This window comes from Actinoallomurus sp. CA-150999 (assembly GCF_050942425.1).
Classification (GTDB): Bacteria; Actinomycetota; Actinomycetes; order Streptosporangiales; family Streptosporangiaceae; genus Actinoallomurus.
Genome location: NZ_CP192063.1, coordinates 11,667,760 through 11,680,982 on the forward strand (window position 1 = coordinate 11,667,760; position 13,223 = coordinate 11,680,982).

Annotated in this window: 16 protein-coding genes; 6 read left to right on the forward strand and 10 right to left on the reverse strand. The window is 70.9% G+C overall.

Annotated features, from left to right (window positions below; translation table 11 throughout):
- Positions 1–3 precede the first annotated feature (3 nt).
- Complete coding sequence (locus tag ACQP2O_RS53985) at positions 4–255, reverse strand: hypothetical protein (RefSeq protein WP_433178418.1); 252 nt, start codon at positions 253–255, stop codon at positions 4–6.
- A 131-nt stretch (positions 256–386) separates the two neighbouring features.
- Here ACQP2O_RS53985 and ACQP2O_RS53990 point away from each other — a divergent pair, with 131 nt between their 5' ends.
- On the forward strand, positions 387–920 hold the full coding sequence (locus ACQP2O_RS53990) for a hypothetical protein (RefSeq protein ID WP_433178420.1): 534 nt from the start codon (positions 387–389) through the stop codon (positions 918–920).
- 215 nt (positions 921–1,135) lie between these two features.
- On the opposite strand, the gene ACQP2O_RS53995 is transcribed toward ACQP2O_RS53990, so the two are convergent.
- Positions 1,136–1,933, reverse strand: a complete 798-nt coding sequence (locus ACQP2O_RS53995; protein ID WP_433178422.1) for an ABC transporter ATP-binding protein — start codon at positions 1,931–1,933, stop codon at positions 1,136–1,138.
- A 104-nt stretch (positions 1,934–2,037) separates the two neighbouring features.
- On the opposite strand from ACQP2O_RS53995, the gene ACQP2O_RS54000 reads away from it, so the two are divergent.
- Positions 2,038–2,811, forward strand: coding sequence for a hypothetical protein (locus ACQP2O_RS54000; RefSeq protein WP_433178424.1), 774 nt, complete (start codon positions 2,038–2,040; stop codon positions 2,809–2,811).
- A 238-nt stretch (positions 2,812–3,049) separates the two neighbouring features.
- Here the strand turns inward: ACQP2O_RS54000 and ACQP2O_RS54005 are convergent, their stop codons facing one another.
- The 7 genes from ACQP2O_RS54005 to ACQP2O_RS54035 all read right to left on the reverse strand — a co-directional run bounded on the left by ACQP2O_RS54005 (position 3,050) and on the right by ACQP2O_RS54035 (position 8,025).
- Entirely contained in the window at positions 3,050–3,844 is a 795-nt protein-coding gene (locus ACQP2O_RS54005) for an RDD family protein (protein WP_433178426.1), read from the reverse strand.
- A 72-nt stretch (positions 3,845–3,916) separates the two neighbouring features.
- Positions 3,917–4,309, reverse strand: a complete 393-nt coding sequence (locus tag ACQP2O_RS54010; protein WP_433178428.1) for a DUF2752 domain-containing protein — start codon at positions 4,307–4,309, stop codon at positions 3,917–3,919.
- A gap of 190 nt (positions 4,310–4,499) precedes the next feature.
- Positions 4,500–5,249: a PP2C family protein-serine/threonine phosphatase gene (locus ACQP2O_RS54015; protein WP_433178430.1), complete on the reverse strand. Its 750-nt coding sequence runs from the start codon at positions 5,247–5,249 to the stop codon at positions 4,500–4,502.
- 115 nt (positions 5,250–5,364) lie between these two features.
- Positions 5,365–5,991 carry a response regulator gene (locus ACQP2O_RS54020; RefSeq protein ID WP_433178432.1) on the reverse strand — a complete coding sequence of 209 codons (627 nt, stop codon included), beginning with the start codon at positions 5,989–5,991 and terminating at the stop codon, positions 5,365–5,367.
- 132 nt (positions 5,992–6,123) lie between these two features.
- Positions 6,124–7,230 carry a GAF domain-containing sensor histidine kinase gene (locus ACQP2O_RS54025; RefSeq protein ID WP_433178435.1) on the reverse strand — a complete coding sequence of 369 codons (1,107 nt, stop codon included), beginning with the start codon at positions 7,228–7,230 and terminating at the stop codon, positions 6,124–6,126.
- A 61-nt stretch (positions 7,231–7,291) separates the two neighbouring features.
- Positions 7,292–7,621, reverse strand: coding sequence for a DUF4190 domain-containing protein (locus tag ACQP2O_RS54030; protein WP_360899979.1), 330 nt, complete (start codon positions 7,619–7,621; stop codon positions 7,292–7,294).
- Between the two features lie 11 nt (positions 7,622–7,632).
- Complete coding sequence (locus tag ACQP2O_RS54035; protein ID WP_433178437.1) at positions 7,633–8,025, reverse strand: DUF2752 domain-containing protein; 393 nt, start codon at positions 8,023–8,025, stop codon at positions 7,633–7,635.
- Positions 8,026–8,123: 98 nt separating this feature from the next.
- Between ACQP2O_RS54035 and ACQP2O_RS54040 the strand changes: the two genes are divergently transcribed.
- The 3 genes from ACQP2O_RS54040 (at position 8,124) to ACQP2O_RS54050 (ending at position 11,233) form a co-directional block, all read left to right on the forward strand.
- On the forward strand, positions 8,124–8,777 hold the full coding sequence (locus ACQP2O_RS54040) for an SDR family NAD(P)-dependent oxidoreductase (RefSeq protein ID WP_433178439.1): 654 nt from the start codon (positions 8,124–8,126) through the stop codon (positions 8,775–8,777).
- A gap of 121 nt (positions 8,778–8,898) precedes the next feature.
- Complete coding sequence (locus ACQP2O_RS54045) at positions 8,899–10,230, forward strand: MFS transporter (protein ID WP_433178440.1); 1,332 nt, start codon at positions 8,899–8,901, stop codon at positions 10,228–10,230.
- A complete protein-coding gene (locus ACQP2O_RS54050) occupies positions 10,223–11,233 on the forward strand; it encodes an S-adenosylmethionine:tRNA ribosyltransferase-isomerase (protein WP_433178442.1) in 1,011 nt (336 codons plus the stop codon). The genes ACQP2O_RS54045 and ACQP2O_RS54050 overlap by 8 nt, the downstream gene beginning before the upstream one ends.
- A 33-nt stretch (positions 11,234–11,266) precedes the next feature.
- On the opposite strand, the gene ACQP2O_RS54055 is transcribed toward ACQP2O_RS54050, so the two are convergent.
- Positions 11,267–12,406 (reverse strand): FAD-dependent oxidoreductase, encoded by a 1,140-nt coding sequence (locus ACQP2O_RS54055; protein ID WP_433178444.1) that lies wholly within the window; start codon positions 12,404–12,406, stop codon positions 11,267–11,269.
- A 115-nt stretch (positions 12,407–12,521) separates the two neighbouring features.
- On the opposite strand from ACQP2O_RS54055, the gene ACQP2O_RS54060 reads away from it, so the two are divergent.
- Positions 12,522–13,142, forward strand: coding sequence for a TetR/AcrR family transcriptional regulator (locus ACQP2O_RS54060; protein ID WP_433178446.1), 621 nt, complete (start codon positions 12,522–12,524; stop codon positions 13,140–13,142).
- The last annotated feature ends 81 nt before the right edge of the window (positions 13,143–13,223 follow it).

A 13,223-nucleotide genomic window follows, 5' to 3' on the forward strand; every position in this document is an offset into this window, starting at 1 on the left:
TGGTTACTCGTCGTCCTCGGCTTCGGCCCGCGCGTCTCCCCGATCGTTCACCGGGTGCTCGACCAGCGCGAGAATGCGACTCGCCATGAATCGAGCGGTCCGTACGGGCGTGCCGGTGCGGGTGACCTCGACGACCTCGACGACACCCCGGCGCGTGACGACCTCGACCCGGCGACCCGCGCGCGTCGCCACGACCTCATAGGTGCGGGTCGCCCCTCCGGCATCGATCACGATCTCAACCCGGTCACCCTTCACACCGCACCCCTTTCGAACGCATATTCGATTGATACCCGCCGCCCCAACCCCCCAACCGGACCGACACCAAGCTGTCACCAAATACGCCGATCACAGCGTGTATTCGATCGAACACGAATACGATTCGCCGGGTGGCCATCCATGCCTTCGTCGACGAATCCGCGCGCCGCGACCGATACATCCTGTGCGCGGCGACCGTGGACACCTCACGCCTGGACGAGGTGCGACGGCTCCTACGCGGCCTCTGCCTCCCCGGCCAGCGACGCTGGCACTTCAAACACGAGTCGACACCGCGACAACGGCAGATCCTCGACGTGATCGCTCGCTGTGGCGCCGTGCAGGCACTCATCTACGAGGGCTCCGGCAAAGAACTGCCAGTGCGGCGTGAGTGCCTGGCGGCACTCGTGTTCGACCTTGTCGACCGCCAGGCCGGCCGCCTGGTCATCGAAAGCCGGGAGACCATGGACCATTTCGATCGAAGTTGCATTGCTCAGACGCTTCGCAAGGCTTCCGAGCACCTCGGCTACGCTCATTTGCGGCCGCACGAGGAGCCCGGGCTGTGGCTGCCAGACGCGCTCGCCTGGGCCTATGGCGCAGGCGGCGACTGGCGACGCCGGGTCCAGCCGATCATCGAACACACGAGGAACGTCGGTCAGGTGTCCTGAAACGCGAAACCCGACCCATCACCGTCCGGAGAAGAGCCAGGCTCACTTCCACGGGCTACTGCCCGCGGCAAGGTCACTAAAGCGCGAAACCCGACTGCTGACCGTCCGGACAGGAGTCGGGCTCACTTCCTTGGGCTAGTGCCCGAGGCTGCGACCATTGTGCATCAGACGCCGACAGTAATCAAGTGGTCACGCGATCGAAGGACCTTCTCCGTTCAGGCGCGCGGGGCGAGGGCGCGGGCGTGCCAGCGACCGTCCTGGCGCTCGACGGTCAAGGGCAGGCCGAAGCACTCGGACAGCAGCTCGTCGGTGAACACCTCGTCGACCTTGCCCGTGCCGACCACCGAGCCACGTCGCAGCAGCATCGCGTGGGTGAACCCCTCGGGCACCTCCTCGACGTGGTGGGTGACGAGGCCCATCGTCGGCGCGAGACGGTCGGTGGCCAGGGCCGTGAGGCGGGCGACGAGGTCCTCGCGGCCGCCGAGGTCGAGGCCGGCTGCCGGTTCGTCCAGGAGGAGCAGCTCGGGGTCGGGCATCAGGGCGCGGGCGATCGACACCCGCTTGCGCTCACCTTCGGACAGAGTGGAGAACCGGCGGCGGATCAGGTGCGCGCAGCCGAGCGCGTCGAGGAGCTCGACGGCGCGCGTGACGTCCGTCGAGTCGTACTCCTCTTTCCACCGGCCGATGATGGCGTACGACGCCGTCAGGACGATGTCGATGACCTTCTCGTCGGCCGGGATCTTGTCGGCGACCGCCGCGCTGGACAGGCCGATGCGGGGCCGGAGCTCGAAGACGTCGGTCTTGCCGAGGGTCTCGCCCAGTAGCTCGACACTGCCCTCGGTGGGGAACAGCATGGCGGCCGCGACCTGCAGCAGCGTCGTCTTGCCGGCACCGTTCGGGCCGACGATGACCCATCGCTCGTCTTCTGCGACCGTCCAGTCGACGTCGCGCAGCAGCGACGCGCCTTCGCGCCGGACCTCGACGCCCTTGAGACGGAGTACCTCGCCGGCCATCGCATCCTTCCCCTAGCGCGCGGAGCGTCCGGCGGGATGCCGCCAGGCGCTCTCCGGGTCTCGGAACGAACCTACGGCATTATGGACGGCTTATGGTGGTCGGCATGCGCCTCACTCACCCTTCCACCGGGCTTGTCGCCTGGGGCAACGCCTGGCTGACCGGCCACGTGGGGCTCGACGAGGCCGCCGACGCCGTTGAGCGCCAGGGCGGTCCGCACGTGGTCGTCGGCGTACCCGGGGAGAACGGCGAGCTCCCGTTGCGGCGGGGTCTCGGCGCGTTCCGCGTGGCGGGGCTCGCCGCGCTGCGCCTCGCGCTGCCCGCCCCTGGCGACCCGCTCGGGCTGACCGGTCCGCCGGACTTCAACGCGGCGGCCATCGACACGGGAGAGGCCGTGCTCGCCACGGTCGGCGACCGGTCGCTCGGGCTGATCCCGGCGGAGGACCGCCGGGGTTCGTCGTACGTCGGCACCCGCTGGGAGGTGCACGAGACGCGCCACGGCACCCCGGACACACCGTCGCTGCCCGACGCCGATCATCAGCTGACGATGGCCGTCCGGGATGCCACCGAGGCGCTGCTGTCCGTGGACGGCGGCCAGGAGTGGCGACCGGAGATCGCCGAGGCGCTCAGCGCCCTGCGCGAGTCGCACCGCCACGAGCAGGTCGGCGGCCTGGCGCCGGGGTACGCCGCACGCGCGCACCGGGTCGCGGCGCTCGCGAGCCGGCTGGCCGTGGTGGTGGACCTGGCACGTTCCACCGAGAGCGTGGGGCTGTCCGCCGTACACGTCCAGCGCCGCGCGGAGGCGCTGCGCACGCTCGACCGCGCGGTGCGGCGAGCCCGGGTCGCCGCCTGCAACAGCGTCCTGGACCCCGTCCGCTGACTCCGCGCCCGCCCGGCTCGGCCGACGCCGAACGGTCCGGCCGCGCGCAAGGGCGCCTGCGATGTCCCGAACCCGGACTCCGCGCCCGCCGAGTCGGCCGATGCCGATCGGCACGGCGTACGAGGCCTGCGACGGCGCGCTGAGATCCGTCCGCTGATCCCACGGCGCCGCCCGGACGCGAAACGCCCCGGCGATCGCTTTAGCGGTCGCCGAGGCGTCTGTCGTGTGGCCTCCGGTGTCAGGCCTGGACGACGATGGTGGTGCAGACCTTGTCGGCGAACGTCTGGCTCTTGTCGTCCCACAGCGGCCAGAGGAAGCCGATGTAGCAGGCGAGGCCGTCGAGGAAGTGCGCGAGCTTGCGCACGAACGCCATGCCGAAGCCGATGGGCTGACCCGTGCTCTCGCTGATGAGCTTGATGCCGACGACCTTCTTGCCGGGCGTCTGACCGGTCGTGCCCTCCTGGTAGCACAGCCACAGGCTGAGGCCGAAGCCGACCAGCAGGCCCAGGAAGATGAGCGCGGCGCCGCCGCCTCCGCCGATCGCCCCGCCGATGCCGTAGAAGAGGCCGTAGGGCACGCCGACGATCAGGCCGTCGACGATGTACCCGCCGACCCGCGAGAACCAGCTGGCGTACTGGCCCTGGTTGTAGCCGGTGCCGTAGCCCTGCTGCGGGTACTGCTGGCCGTACGCGGCGGGCTGCTGGCCGTATCCCTGCTGCTGCCCGTAGTCCTGCTGGCCGTAACCCGGCTGCTGCTGCTGACCGTAGCCCGGCTGCTGCTGCCCGTACCCGGGCTGCTGCTGGCCATAGCCCGGCTGCTGCTGCTGGCCATATCCGGGCTGCTGCTGACCGTAACCCGGCTGCTGCTGCTGACCGTAACCCGGCTGCTGCTGCTGGCCGTAACCCGGCTGCTGCTGCCCGTACCCGGGCTGCTGCTGCCCATAGCCCGGCTGCTGCTGCCCGTAACCCGGCTGCTGCTGGCCGTACCCGGGCTGCTGCTGACCCTGGCCGTACGGGTCGTAGGGGGTGCTCACGCTGTTACTCCTTCATCGAATGACGCCCGTCTGCCAAGCCGGGCCCGCGATCGCCGTGACGAGATATGAAATTCACCACTGCAGGAGCCCGAACCGGGCAAGCTGCCATAGCCAGGACAGGGCCACCACGACGCCGAGCATCCATGCGCGGGTACGTGGTGAGATCGCCCACCATCGGCGCCCGAACCCCAGCGGCGCCGTTGCCACACCGATCGCCCCCGCGAGGGCGAAGGGGTTCGCGAGGGCGGCCCTGGCCGGATGGGCGGCCCCCAGCTCCATGAAGACGGTCGTTCCGCCACATAGAGGACAGGGGACTCCGGTAAGAGCCCGAAGCGGACACAGTATGCCGGGATCGTGGGCACGATGCACAAACGCCGCCAGAACCGCGACGACGGCCATGCCGCCCACGCGAATCGCCACGCCCCGTACACCGTCGCCTGCGGCGGAGGTGAGACGGCCGACCATACGCGCCGGCACGGTCGGCGCACCAGGGGTGACCCTCGTCCCCCGTGCGACATCCAAAGTCGCCCCTCCAACCCGGTGCCGTTATACGCCCTGTGGACCCTATATCGCAGTAAGGCAGGCAACGGTCAAGTCGAAGAGCCCTCAGAGCTCAGAACGTGACCGCACAGAGACATTGGCGACCAGGTCGGCGTCAGCGCTCGGCGGCGCCCACGACGACCGGGGGCCGTGCCTCCACGCCCTCCGTGATGACGTCCACCACGATGACAGTGATGTTGTCCGGTCCGCCACCCTGATTGGCCAGATCGATGAGCGTTTGAACGGCGCCCTCCGGATCCTGCTGGGTGGTCAGGACCTGATGCATCGTCTCGGCGTCCACCGGACCGCTCAACCCGTCGGAGCACAACAGGTAGCGATCGCCCGGCAGGGCCTCGCGCAGCGACAGGTCCGGCTTGCGGTCCGGTTTGCCGTCGAGGACCCGGACGAGGCGGTTCGCCAGGTGTGGCGCTGCCCCGTCCTCGCCGGTGAGCATCTTCTCCAGCGTGTGGTCCTCGGTGATCTGGTAGAGGATGCTCTCGCGCAGCATGTACGCACGGGAGTCCCCGATGTGTGCGAGGGCCAGGTGCGTGCCCGACCAGAGCATGGCCGTGCAGGTCGTGCCCATCGACTGCAGGGCCGGTTCCTGTTCGACGCGCTGGGCGATCGCCTGGTTGGCGGACAGGACGGCGCGTTCGAGGGTCTCCACCAGGGTGTCCTGGGGGACCTCGGCGTCGATCGGCGCGAGGGTCTGGACGGTGAGGGAGCTTGCGATCTCCCCGCCGACGTGTCCCCCCATGCCGTCGGCGACTGCGAGCAGCCATGGGCCCGCATACGCCGAATCCTCGTTGTTCTCGCGAGCGCGACCTACGTTCGATCCCGCGGCGTAGCGAATGGCGACTCTCATGTGAATTCCGATGACGTCCTCGGCGATGCGGTTCACTCAGCCGACTACTGAGGTTCATCAAGATATTCGACCCGCGCGTCTTACGCCTCCTCGATCTCACGCGAATACTCGCGAGTCACCGATCGGCGAGGCCGTGACGCACCGCGTACAGGGCCGCTTGGGTGCGATCCTGCAGCCCCAGCTTCAGCAGAATGTTGGACACGTGCGTCTTGACGGTCTTCTCCGAGACGACGAGCGCACGGGCGATCTCGCGGTTCGACCGGCCCTGGGCGATCTGGACGAGGACCTCGCGTTCGCGTTCGGTCAGCACCCCGGAGCCCCGATCGACCGGCGCGGGCGCGAGCATCGCCTCCGTAGCCTCCGGCGCGAACAGCATGTGCCCATCATGCACGGCGCGGATCGCCTGCACGAGGGCCTGCGGGTCGACGTCCTTGTAGAGATATCCGGACGCGCCGGCGCGAACGACCGGCAGGACCTGCTCCCGCTCGCCCACGCTCGTCAGGACGATGACCCGCGCGTCGACGCCCCGCCCACGAAGCTCCCGCAGCGCGGTCAGGCCGTCGACGCCCGGCATCTTGAGGTCGAGGAGGATCACGTCGGGCCGCAGCGCCTCGGCGCGTGAGACGACCTCCGCGCCGTCGGCCGCCTCGCCCACGACCTCGACGTCCTCCTGCACGCCGAGGAACGTCCGCAGGCCCTGACGGACGACCGGATGGTCGTCGGCGATCAGCACTCGGATCACGCGGGCACCTCCAGGCGTACGACCGGACAGCCGCCGGCGACCAACACCCCGATCACGCAGGCACCTCCAGGCGTACGACCGGACAGCCGCCGGCGATCAGCATCCCGAGCACGGCGGACACGCGGGCACCGGTCACGCGGGCACCTCCAGGCGTACGACGGTGCCGGCGGCCGAGGACTCGATGGTCAGGGTCCCGCCCACCGACTCGGCGCGGTCGCGCATGGAGGCGAGCCCGAGACCGTCGCGGGAGTCGGTCCCGACGTCGAATCCGGCGCCGTCGTCGCAGACCTCCAGCACGCCGGGTGTGAGCCGCACCGTCACCTCCGAGGGGTCGCCGTGGCGGAGGGCGTTGTACACCGCCTCCTGGGCGACGCGGTAGACGACCGCCTCGACGTCGGAGGGCAGTGCGACGTCCTCGCCCTCGAACCGTACGCGAGGCCGCCGTCCGCGTCCGGCGCCCCAGGCGCGGTCGAGGACGCGGACGTGCTTGCGCAGCGACTCGGCGAGCCCGTCGCCCGCCAGCTCGGCCGGGCGGAGCTCGAAGATGACCTCGCGGAGCTCGGCCAGGGCCTCCTTGGCGAGGGCCTGGACGCGTTCGAGCTCGGCCCGGGGGTCCGATGCGGACAGCGCGGCGGCGGCCGTCAGGCGGAGCGAGAAGAGCTTCTGCGCCACCGCGTCGTGCAGTTCGCGCGCCAGCCGGGCGCGTTCCTCGATGACCGTCAGCTCGCGGTTGCGCTCGTACAGCCGGGCGTTCGTCATCGCGATCGCCGCGTGCGCCGCGAACAGTGTGAGGAGCTCCTCGTCGGCGACCGTGAAGCCGCCCGGCGTGCGGCGGTTGGCGAGGAAGATGATGCCGAGGGTCTCGGTGCCGTCCTTGATCGGGACACCGAGGAAGTCCTTGAGGACCGGATGCGCGGTCGGCCAGCCCTCGAACGCCGGATCCCGGCGCACGTCCACCAGCCGCTGCACCCGGTCGTCGCGGAGCATCAGGGCGAGCAGCCCGTGCTGCCGGGGCAGCGGGCCGATCCGCTTCCACTGCTCGTCCGAGACGCCTTCCACGACGAACTCGGCGAACGACCCCTCGTCGTCGGGCACGCCGAGGGCGGCGTACCGGGCGTCGAGGAGCTGTGCGGCGGCCCGGACGATCACCTGCAGCACCTCGTGCACGGACAGGTGCCGCGTGACCGCGAGCACCGCCGTACTGACGGCGTGCAGTGTGGCGTCCCGATCCGTTTCCACGGCTCCGACCGTACCGCCGCCGGGGCCCCGCTCATCCGGTCGGGAAACCCGGCGGCGGCGGTCAGCCGCCGTTCTGCAGCCGGACGGCGGTGCCGATGACTCCCAGGATCAGCGCGACGATGCCGCCGATCCAGGCCACCCTGGCGATGGTGTCCGGCCGCCCCTGGGCGCGGAACTGGTTCTGGGCGACGATCCCGAGCACGATCGCGGCGGGCGAGCAGCAGAACCAGCAGATGATGCCGATGATCGACAGCACCTGAGGAGTGCTGGACTGCGGCTGCGGGGCGGGTTGTCCGTATCCGCCGCCGTAGCCGGGGGGCGGTCCTTGGGGCGGTCCCTGAGGCGGGTAGCCGCCGTAACCGGGGGGCTGGTCCTGAGGCGGGTATCCCACGGTTCCTCCTGTCAGATGATGCCGAAGCGGGCGAGCTGCCAGCCTTCCGAAACGATCAGGATCGTGACGATAGTGACAACGGGCGCTATTTGTCGCGTTCTGTGCGACATGTCACGCCAGCGAGTCATCAACCGGGAACGCCGGGTGACCGGCACGAGAACGAACGCCACACACGTTGCGACCGCCAGTGGCGACGCGCCGAGGGCTCCCACCACGTCGGCGTGACCGAGGTGGACCGCCGCCGTGGTGAACCCGCACAGCGGGCACGGGACGCCCGTCGCCTGGCGCAGCAGACACAGCGTCGGCGGGCGCGGAATCCGCAGCGCGGCGAGACCGACGACCCCCATGAGCAGCAGCATCACCCGTGTGGGCACGCCCCACGGCCGCCGGATCGCGTACTTCATATGTCGAGTGTGCCCGAGAGTCCTACGACCATCCGCCCGGACGGGCCCGGTCCCGCGACCGATGTCGGCCGCACGGCCCCCTGCCTAACGTCGGAGGCATGAAGGCACTGATCACCGGAGCGTCCCGCGGGCTCGGCCTGGCCCTGGCCCGCTCGCTCGCCCAGGACGGCTGGACCCTGGTCCTCGACGCGCGGGGAGCCCCCGACCTGGAGAAGATCGCCGCCGACCTGGACGCCACCGCCGTCGCCGGCGACATCGCCGACCCGGCCCACCGAGAGGCGCTCGTCCACGCGTCGGACGGGCTCGACCTCCTCGTCAACAACGCGAGCACCCTCGGCGCCACGCCGCTGCCCCGGCTGGCCGGGTACCCGCTGCCCGAGTTGGAGCGGGCGTTCGCCGTCAACGTCCTCGGGCCGCTGGGCCTCATCCAGGGACTGCTGCCGGCCCTCCGCGAGCGCCGCGGCGCGATCGTCAACATCTCCTCGGACGCCGCCCGCGAGCCGTACGAGGGGTGGGGCGGGTACGGCGCGACCAAGGCCGCCCTCGACCAGCTCTCCAACGTGCTCGCCGCCGAGGAGCCCGACGTCGCCGTCTGGTCGGTCGACCCGGGCGAGATGCGCACGCGGATGCTGGCCGACGCCGGAGAGGACGCGGACGCCGCTCCCCTTCCGGAGGACGTGGCCGTCCCCGCGCTGCGCCGCCTGATCGCCCGGCGGCCCGAAAGCGGCCGGTACGCGGTGGGCGAGCTGTGAACGAGCCGATGAGCAGAGCAGCTTCGCTCACGTTGCCGACGAAGGAGGCACTGCGAGCGAGCGCAGCGAGTGAGCCAATGGGCAGAGCAGCTTCGCTCACGTTGCCGACGAAGGAGGCATCGTGAGCGCCCCCGCGGAGACGGTCGACGTGGCGGGGGCGGTCCGGCGCCCCCGCCTGCTGGCCGGCCCGTACCGCACGGCCACGGTCGGGATCCTGCTCGTCGTCACGCTGCTGGCGTTCGAGCAGATGGCGGTCGGCACGGCGATGCCGGTCGCGGCGCGCGAGCTGCACGGACTGTCGATGTACGCATGGGTCTTCACCGCGGTGTCCATCAGCGGCCTGGTCGCCAACGTCCTCTCGGGCGGCTGGGCGGATGCTCGGGGGCCCGCCCTCCCGCTGTTCACCGGGCTGGCGGTGTTCGTGGCCGGGCTCGTCATCGCGGGCGCCGCCCCCGGGATGGCCTGGCTCATCGCGGGACGCGCCGTCCAGGGCTTCGGCTCCGGCCTGGCCGTCGTCCCGCTGTACGTCATCGTGGCGCACGTCTACCCGGAGGAGTCCCGGCCGAAGGTGTTCGCGGCGATGTCGGCCGCGTGGGTCGTGCCGTCGCTGGTCGGCCCGTCCGTCGGCGGGCTCGTCGCCGAACACGCGGGCTGGCGCTGGGTCTTCCTCGGACTGATCCCCCTCGTACTCCCGGCGACGGTCATGCTCGCCCCGGTCCTGCGCGGCTCACGGACGCACGGCGCGCTCCCCCGGGGCCGTACGCTCGCCGCCGTCGCGCTGGCCGCCGGCGCCACCCTCCTGCTCTGGGGCATCGACCACCGCTCACCGCTCGCGCTGCTCGGCCTGGCCGGGCTCGCGTACGGGCTGCGGGTCCTGCTGCCGCGCGGCACGCTGCGCCTCCGCCGGGGCCTGCCGACCGCGATCGCCATGCGCGGGCTGCTCATGGGCACGATGGCCGGGACGGAGACGTTCATCCCGCTCGCCCTGGTCACGCGGCACGGCTTCACGCCCACGGCCGCCGGGGTCGTGCTCACCTCCGGGGCCCTCGGCTGGAGCGTCGGCTCCTGGTGGCAGGGCAGGTTCACGGACACGTCGGGGGCGCGGTTCGCAGTGCTCGGCACCGCCCTGCTCGCCATCGGCGTCGGCGGGATCACGCTGGCCCTGTACACCTCCGGCTGGGCGGCCGTCCCCGCCTGGATCGTCGGCGGGGTCGGGATGGGCATGGCCTTCCCCGCCCTCAGCGTCCAGGTGCTCAATCTCTCGGCACCGGCCGAGCAGGGCGTCAACTCCTCGGCCCTGCAGATCAGCGACACCCTCGGCTCGTCCCTCGCCATCGGCGTGGCCGGGGCCCTCGTCAACGCCGCGGGCCTGGGAGCCGGGCTCGCTTGGACCCTCGTCATCGGCCTCGTGGCGGCCACGGCCGCCCATCGTGTGGAGGTCTCCCGTGCTTGACTTCGCCCTTCCCCCGGCCCTCGAGGCGCACGAGCCCCCGCCTCGCCGCGACGCCGTCCGCCTCCTCGCGGCCACCCGGGACGGCGTGACCCACCACGCCTTCACCGACCTGCCCGACCTGCTCCGGCCCGGGGACCTGCTCGTCGTGAACACCTCGGCCACCCTGCCCGCCGCCGTACGCCTCGACCGCATCGCCGTGCACTTCTCCGGCCCGATGCCCGCCGAGCCGGAGAACTGGCTCGTGGAGCTGCGGCTGCGGACCGGCCGGGCGACCGAGCCGTACGCCGGCGGATGCCCGGGAGAGTGGTTCCCCCTGCCCGGCGGCGCGACACTGACCCTCCTGGACCGCTACACGCCCCGGCTGTGGCGGGCACGACTCGACACCGACGTCGAGCCGTACCTTCGGCGGTACGGCGTGCCGATCCGCTACGGCTACGTCGACCGCGACCAGCCGACCGCCGCCTACCAGACCGTCTTCGCCGACGCGCTCGCCGTCGACCGCGGCTCGGGCAGTGCCGAGATGCCGAGTGCGGCACGTCCCTTCACCCCGGAACTGGTGACCCGCCTGGTGTCCCGGGGCGTGCTGGTCGCGCCGCTGACCCTGCACACCGGCGTGGCGTCGCCGGAGAAGGACGAGCCGCCGTACCCGGAGCGGTACGACATCCCGGCATCGACTGCGGCGCTGGTGAACCATGTGAGGTGGGAGGGAGGGCGGGTGATCGCCGTGGGCACGACGGTCGTACGGGCGCTGGAGACCGCCGTCGCCGATGACGGGTTCGTCCGCGCGTCACAGGGCTGGACCTCGCACGTGGTCACCCCCGAAGAAGGCGTACGGGTGGTGGACGGCCTGCTCACCGGCCTGCACGAGCCGCGCTCGTCCCACCTGCGGATGCTGACCGCGATCGCCGGCGAGGACCTGCTCGAACGCGTCTACACCGAGGCGCTGGCGGGCGGCTACCGCTGGCACGAGTTCGGCGACGCGAACCTCCTTCTTCCCCACTAGTGGCACACACGGCGGCCAACGGCGAGCGGCTGATCAGGTCGCCGCGAACATCTGGGCCGCCAGGCGCCGCGAGTTGTCGATGGCCGCGAAACCACGCGGCAGCATGATCTCCTGGTAAGCCGCAACCGCTTCGACCAAGGATTTCCCGCCTCGTGCGGCGGAAAGGATTTCATCCGCCAGCGTGGCGGCGTCGGCCAGCGCGGTGTTCGCTCCGGCACCCGCGGTCGGCGGCATGGTGTGGACCGCGTCGCCGAGCAGGGTGATCGGGCCCGGCGCCCACGCCGGTATCCGTTCGCTGATCCGGAACGTGATCGGGAAAAACGATTCGATGTCGGCACGGGCGTAGATTTCGCGAATAGCCGGATGCCAGTCGGCGACGGCGTCCGTCGAGAGTTTCCACAGGTCTTCCGACGACATGCGGAACAGCCTCTCGTCCGTGACGCCGAGATGATCCGGGGTCGCGACGAGGGTGACCATCAGGTAGTCCTGCGCCCCGTCCACGGGGGTGCGGAACCGGACGGTACCGAACCCGGCACCGCACGTGCTGCCGCCCGAGACCCAGCACAGACCACGCTCGAATTCCTCGGGAGACAACGATCCGGTGAGGGGCATCCGGCCGTACACACACCGCAGACCGAAGTCGTGCGGCACCGCTCCGGGGAGCAACAGGCGCCGGATGGCGGACCCGACGCCGTCCGCGCCGACCAGCAGATTCCCCTCGTCGCTGCCGCCTTCGGCGAACTCGACCCGCACCCGTCCCGAGCCGGTCACCTGATAGCCGGACACCGTGTGCCCGAACCGAACGACGTCCTCGAGGCCGGTGAGCAGGCCCTGGCGGAAGGTGTTGCGGTCGACGGCGGTGAGCTGGTCGGCGGGAATGTCGGGGAAGTGCTGCGTGAACACCTGCCGCAGCCCGGTGGTGAAGGTCGTCACCAGATCGCCGTTGCGGCCGCTGGTGCGGCGCAGCACTGCCAGTACGTCCGGCGGGACGCAGGCGGCCAGTGCCGCGTTGCCGGTCGGGTCGAGGTGGATCCGGTAGCCCTGGTTCCGGGTGCGGGGTGTCGGGTCCTGCTCGTAGACGACGACATCGAGCCCGGCGTGGTGCAGCGCCTGCGCGAGCGCCAGGCCGCCGACACCGCCACCGGCGATGAGAATCCTTGTGCTTTCCGGCATTTCACTCCCCTTGTCGACTCCGATGCCCCAATGGTGCGCCCGGGAAGCGACGCTGTCAAACGTTCATTTGATACATCCAAGTAGGCGTTTGATAGAGCTAGGCGAAGGTATGATCGTGGGCGTGCCCGCGTCGAAACCCCGAAGGTCCCCCAAGCCGCAGGAACGGCAGCGCGATCCCGAACGCACCCGCGCGCTGATCCTGGACGCCGCGATGGCCGAGTTCGGCGCGCACGGCTACGCGGGCGCCCGGATCAGCGCGATCGCCGCCCGCGCCGGGGTGAACGTGCAGCTGATCTCGTACTACTTCGACGGTAAAGAGGGCCTGTACCAAGCCATTTCGCGGCAGTGGCAGCAACGGCAGGGCGAGCTGGCGCCCGCGGACACGCCGTTGCCGGAGCAGCTACGTCGCTATGCGCTGGAGGCGTTGCACAACCCGGACGGGGTCCGCCTGCTGGCCTGGAACGGGCTCGAATACACCGGATCCGACGCGCACCCGTCGACCGGCATGTTCGCCGAGACCATCGACGAGCTGCGGAAACTGCAAGAGAGCGGTGAACTGCCCGCCGATCTCGATCCGGCCTGCCTGGTCGTCATGCTGATGGCGATGACCATGGCGCCCACCACGCTGCCGCACATCATCGAGGGCACCTGCGGCGCCGACCCGCGCTCGCCCGAATTCCTCGACCGGTTCGCCGACCAGGTAGCCGTCCTGGCCAGGCACCTCGGGCTCGGCTGAACAGCAGGGCCCGCTTCGATCCATGGGACGGCTTTCGAACGCAGGATGAACCACCGGTAGGCGCGGGCAGGCCGGGCGGCG